Here is a 4,429-nt window from a genome sequence, read left to right as displayed (position 1 = left end):
CTACGAATGCGGTACAGAGTCTTTTGAGGAGCATGGGGTATGTATCGAGCGATCGCACGCCGTCCATCACAGGCGCGCATTGTGCGGTGTTGCCAACACTGGCAACCTTGTAGTCCGGACCCTGACGATTCGAAAGAGTGCCTCGCGCGGCGGGCGACGTGACACGTCGAATTGGTGTGGGATATCGTCCGGGTTAACGGCGGTGCGCGGCACGAGTTGAGCGAATTTTCAGCTGGATCGTCAGCATGGCTCCGACCACGCTGACGACTCGAACGAACTGTGCGGGCAACAAGCGGTTTAGCAAGACGGTTGTCAAAAGTCCGTGCTGTCCGGGTATTACGCCGAAGGCAGAGCAGCCTCCGCAGGTAATCCTAACTTCACGGACCGCGGACTGTCCGGCTGGCGAATTTTTAATGTGATCTGTGTGCAGGGCCGTCGGCAGATACGGACATGCTTTCAACGGCCATCGGCGGGCCAGACGAGCGCGCAGCCGATTCTTCCTCGCGCGACCCGGTTTCGTGAAGCTGGCAAAAATACAGGCGTACTTCAAACTGTGTCTGTAACTCCGCGCGGCGGTGAACGTCGCGCGGCGCCATCGAACATTCTCCGTCAGTTACCACCGCCATAGAGCGCGTTCAACCGATCCAATGTGCCGTCCTTTTGGGCACGCCATAATTCCTGATAGACCTCAGAGCGGGTCTTTCCGACGTGTGCACCGCTCTCACTGCCACCCGCGAAAACGCCGCCCACTGCGTCCGAAGTCATCGCCGCGTTGCTGTTGGTTGCCGCGCTGGACGTATCCGCGTTTTCATCCGAATAGGCGAGCGTGGCGCCAAACGTCAGGACGGCAACTGGAATGAGGGTAAGGATCTTCATCGTATTCTCCAGAGAGTACGTAGATATGCTTCGGCGCAGCCCAAAATGCGCGCGGCAGGCGCCGGGCTCGGTGCCGGGGCAAGAAAGAACGTCAGACGGTCCTGGGCGAACGGCACGCAAATGGATTACTGAATCGGGACGTTATTTATTCCCGTGCCGTCGTCCTGTTTGTGAGGTCATGGCCACCCGAGCAAGCGACCGCTGACGGTCAACTTATGTTTCAAACTGCTTACTATTTCGATTTGCTGTCGATGGTACGTTCCTCGGCACTAATGGAAACGAAGGGCGCCCACGCACAGGGAATTATTAATGGGACCTGCACGCTTTACGAATCACATGCAGAAAAGTATTCAGAATCCTTCGCTTGCATTACCGGCCCTCGTTTTCACGCACGCATGAAAGGTCTGACTATCAGATTCAAGCCTGCGGCACGTGGCGGCGATACGGCAGCGTAGAGTTAGTGGACAGGCTGTTGGCTTACCAAAGGAGCGCGAGTGAATCCCGGAATCGCGGATTTTTAGAAGCCGGGTTATTCCCGGCTCGTCATCAGATGCTCTGAGATCGCGTGCGTCCGGATGGCGGCCAGGATAACGAGGGGAGGAAACGCGATTGCCTCGCGTGCGCCGCAGGAAAAGTGAAGCCGGGCGAGTGACGCGCACCGGTTATCTGGGTGTCCGGGTCTCGCCGGTGTCGTCCGCCTCCCCGGCACGTGACCCCGACACATTTGCGGTCGTTAAAGTTGCCCGGACTCGCGAGGCGGCAAATAGTGCGATATCCGGCTGACCACAGGTGCCGTACGGGTACCTTGGCCCAGCATGGTGGGGATTTCATCGAGGCGCAGCAAGGTCAGATTGCCGCCGTAGACAACACCCGTGTCCACGTTTATCACATTGTGGCTAACTTTCGGCTCAGCTGAAGGTGTATGTCCCACGATGACAGCCGCGACCCCTTCCACCCAGCCGCACGCGTCACCTCTTCCGGACTTAAGGCCCTTGAGCACTCGGGCTGCCACGCGGCGCATCGAACCGAAGCCTTTCTCTTGTCGCAGATTCCAACGTGACCGATCCCAGATCAACTTGCGCCGGATTTTCCCGTCAATACCTTCCTGCATTAGCGCTTCGACGGTTCTGGACCACGATCGCAGAGGGACGTTGGCATGTACGATGCCGACCAGACCAAAGTCTGTCTCGATTTCTATTGCGTAGGGAAGGGCCGCCATATAGGCAACTATGGCGTCTATTGCCTCTTCGTCTCCCGTCATGTCGAGCAACCATCCGCCGCCGTTGGCCCGAACGAAGCCCTCGCCAGCGTCACAAAGACGCCAGCGCACGATCGAATCCTCATGATTGCCGCGCACCGACTGGATGTCGTACCGACGCACGACGTCCAGGACCGCTGGCGATTCGAACCCTCTGTCGACCAGGTCTCCGACGGCAAAGACCCTGTCGCGCGAGCGATCGAACTGACTAGCCTCGAGTTCCCTCCGTAGCCGCGTGAAACAACCGTGCAGGTCGCCAACGACAAAATCGCGACCTGACGTATTTTTTTTAAAGCGCCGAACAGGTACGAATGTCTGTTGCATGTTTTGCCGCCGTAATGAGGTCCACGTTGAACCCTCGTGGGAAGTGACCAGGGATCGAAATGTTCAACGCTAGTTGTGAGAACGACAGGTCGGGTGTTGTGTATGACTTCCTGCGCGAGGGAGAGGCCGACTTAAAAGTAGTGTCGGGTGCCAATTGGCCGCGAGCGGTATCTGTTTGTTACCAGATGTGTACTTTGAAGAATTGTGCTTTGAGGGTCGCTGGATTGATCGAAGGTGCTTCTGCGGGCAAGGACGGGCCAGGGAGAGTCGGATTGCCCGCCAACCTTCGTTTCCGCGGCTTTAATATTTACTGTCGGTTACAACGCCTGACAAAAAGAAAGGTGAAACACAGAGCGATGCAGAGAAGGCGCAGGCCTCTGCTTCTACTCGTCAGCCTGCGAGGCTGGAAGAAATGGCTCGCGGCCAGGCACACCGCCACAACTTCGGATAATCAATCGTTGGCTGGGATTCTCGAAGGCGCTGCGGATATCCCCACCGCGAGTTTTTGACCGCCGCAGCCGAGGGGAAACCCATGGGCTGACAGGCACAACGGTTGCGCGCCGATAAGAGCGTACATTTGGCGCATGTAGGGGACACACCTTGCCAGTTCTTGTTGGACTTTTTACCTCCTACCGGGACGCCGAGGAGGCACTTGGCGCGTTGGAAGCGCTCGGCTTAGACCCGGGTAATGGACACCTTTATCAGGGAAGCAGGCACCGCTCGCCGTTTGCCCGGACTTCAGAAACGTTAGACGAGACTTTCCGCGCGGAAGAGCGCGCCGAGTATGCCGCGCATGGTGAATACCTGAGCGTCTGCGGCGCATCAAACCGCTTCGACGCAGGCCCGGGCTACCTCCAGCCAACCGAGACCCTCCCGGCAAGTGCGGACGCATCCATGCGCACGCTCCTGATTGTCGATCTGGGCGAGCTAGGGTGTGCGACAGCGACCGATGTGCTGTACGACTATGGCGCCGTGGCCGTAAAGGACGCGTCAGGGCACTCGCGCTTTTCGCCCTACAGAAACGTTTGCCGCAGCCAGGAGTAGCGCAACGCTGCTCACAAACGACCCGGTCATAACACGCCTTGCAAACCATCCGGTTTGCAGGCGCACCCACGCGATCTTTCGGTTGACTCGGCAGGAAGCATTTGCCTGATTGCGCATTCAGAGAAAAGGCTCCCGTGTGCTACTCGTTAGATACAGCAAATTTATTATGTCTCGGTGAATGTATCGGACATTGCCGTGGTCGATGTCGTGATGCGCTTCATCGCGGGCAATGCGCGACCGCATCGGACTGTCGACCCATCGTTTCGGCCTGATGTGATGGCCACGGTGGTGCGTACTTTTCGCCGGCCGGTTTCTCCATCGCGTGAGTTGTTTCGAGAGTCTCGGGCGTCGTTGCTGGGATCGCCTCAACTCGGCGCAAGTCCGAATTGCCGAGAACGCTCGGACTGGTGACTTAAATCGACTCCTCGTTTTTCTGAGGTACGAGACTTGCTCGACCTCTTGGCATTCAAACAAAATTGGAGGTTGGAATGACCGAGTTCGAGCAACCCACCGCTGCCGCAGCGGTATCCCCACCGGTCGCATCTGACCGGTCCAGTTCCTCTGGCGCATCCCAGCAGGGCAACGACGAAGCGCCCACCCGGACGCTATCAGACCTGAAGGACAAGATTGCCTCTGCACAGGAGGTGGTCAAAACGAAGTACCGCGTCGTCTCTGAATCAACCGACGATTACGTTCATGCAGCGCCATGGAAAGCAGTCACGATGGCACTCATCGGCGGACTCATTATCGGAATGCTTGCACGCCGCTAACGCGGATTCGACCTCACTGGAGAAGGAATATGGACCCGGTTTCTCATGGAATTATTTTCTGGCTGATTATTGGTGGCATTGCCGGCGCTTTGGCGGGTCGCATCGTCGACGGCGGCGGCTTCGGGATTGTGGTCGATATCATCGTGGGAATTGTGGG

At 57.7% G+C, this 4,429-nt stretch carries 4 protein-coding genes and 1 pseudogene; 3 read left to right on the top strand and 2 right to left on the bottom strand.

Translation table 11 applies throughout. The features are described from left to right. Positions 1–609: 609 nt before the first annotated feature. Both P0D68_RS35390 and P0D68_RS35385 read right to left on the bottom strand, forming a co-directional pair. Positions 610–876, bottom strand: a complete 267-nt coding sequence (locus tag P0D68_RS35390; RefSeq protein WP_408184176.1) for a DUF4148 domain-containing protein — start codon at positions 874–876, stop codon at positions 610–612. 733 nt (positions 877–1,609) lie between these two features. After that, entirely contained in the window at positions 1,610–2,458 is an 849-nt protein-coding gene (locus P0D68_RS35385) for a metallophosphoesterase (protein ID WP_408184177.1), read from the bottom strand. 600 nt (positions 2,459–3,058) lie between these two features. On the opposite strand from P0D68_RS35385, the gene P0D68_RS35380 reads away from it, so the two are divergent. The 3 genes and pseudogenes from P0D68_RS35380 to P0D68_RS35370 form a co-directional block, all read left to right on the top strand. Continuing rightward, complete coding sequence (locus P0D68_RS35380) at positions 3,059–3,502, top strand: hypothetical protein (RefSeq protein ID WP_408302560.1); 444 nt, start codon at positions 3,059–3,061, stop codon at positions 3,500–3,502. Positions 3,503–3,990: 488 nt separating this feature from the next. Further along, entirely contained in the window at positions 3,991–4,272 is a 282-nt protein-coding gene (locus P0D68_RS35375; protein WP_408184179.1) for an ElaB/YgaM/YqjD family protein, read from the top strand. 29 nt (positions 4,273–4,301) lie between these two features. Then, positions 4,302–4,429 (top strand): annotated as a pseudogene (locus tag P0D68_RS35370) (GlsB/YeaQ/YmgE family stress response membrane protein); the annotation flags it as partial.

Origin of the sequence: Paraburkholderia sp. RL17-380-BIE-A, assembly GCF_046028085.1 — a bacterium.
Classification (GTDB): domain Bacteria; phylum Pseudomonadota; class Gammaproteobacteria; order Burkholderiales; family Burkholderiaceae; genus Paraburkholderia.
The sequence above is the reverse complement of the archived record's forward strand: the minus strand, read 5'-3'. Positions and strand labels throughout refer to the sequence as shown.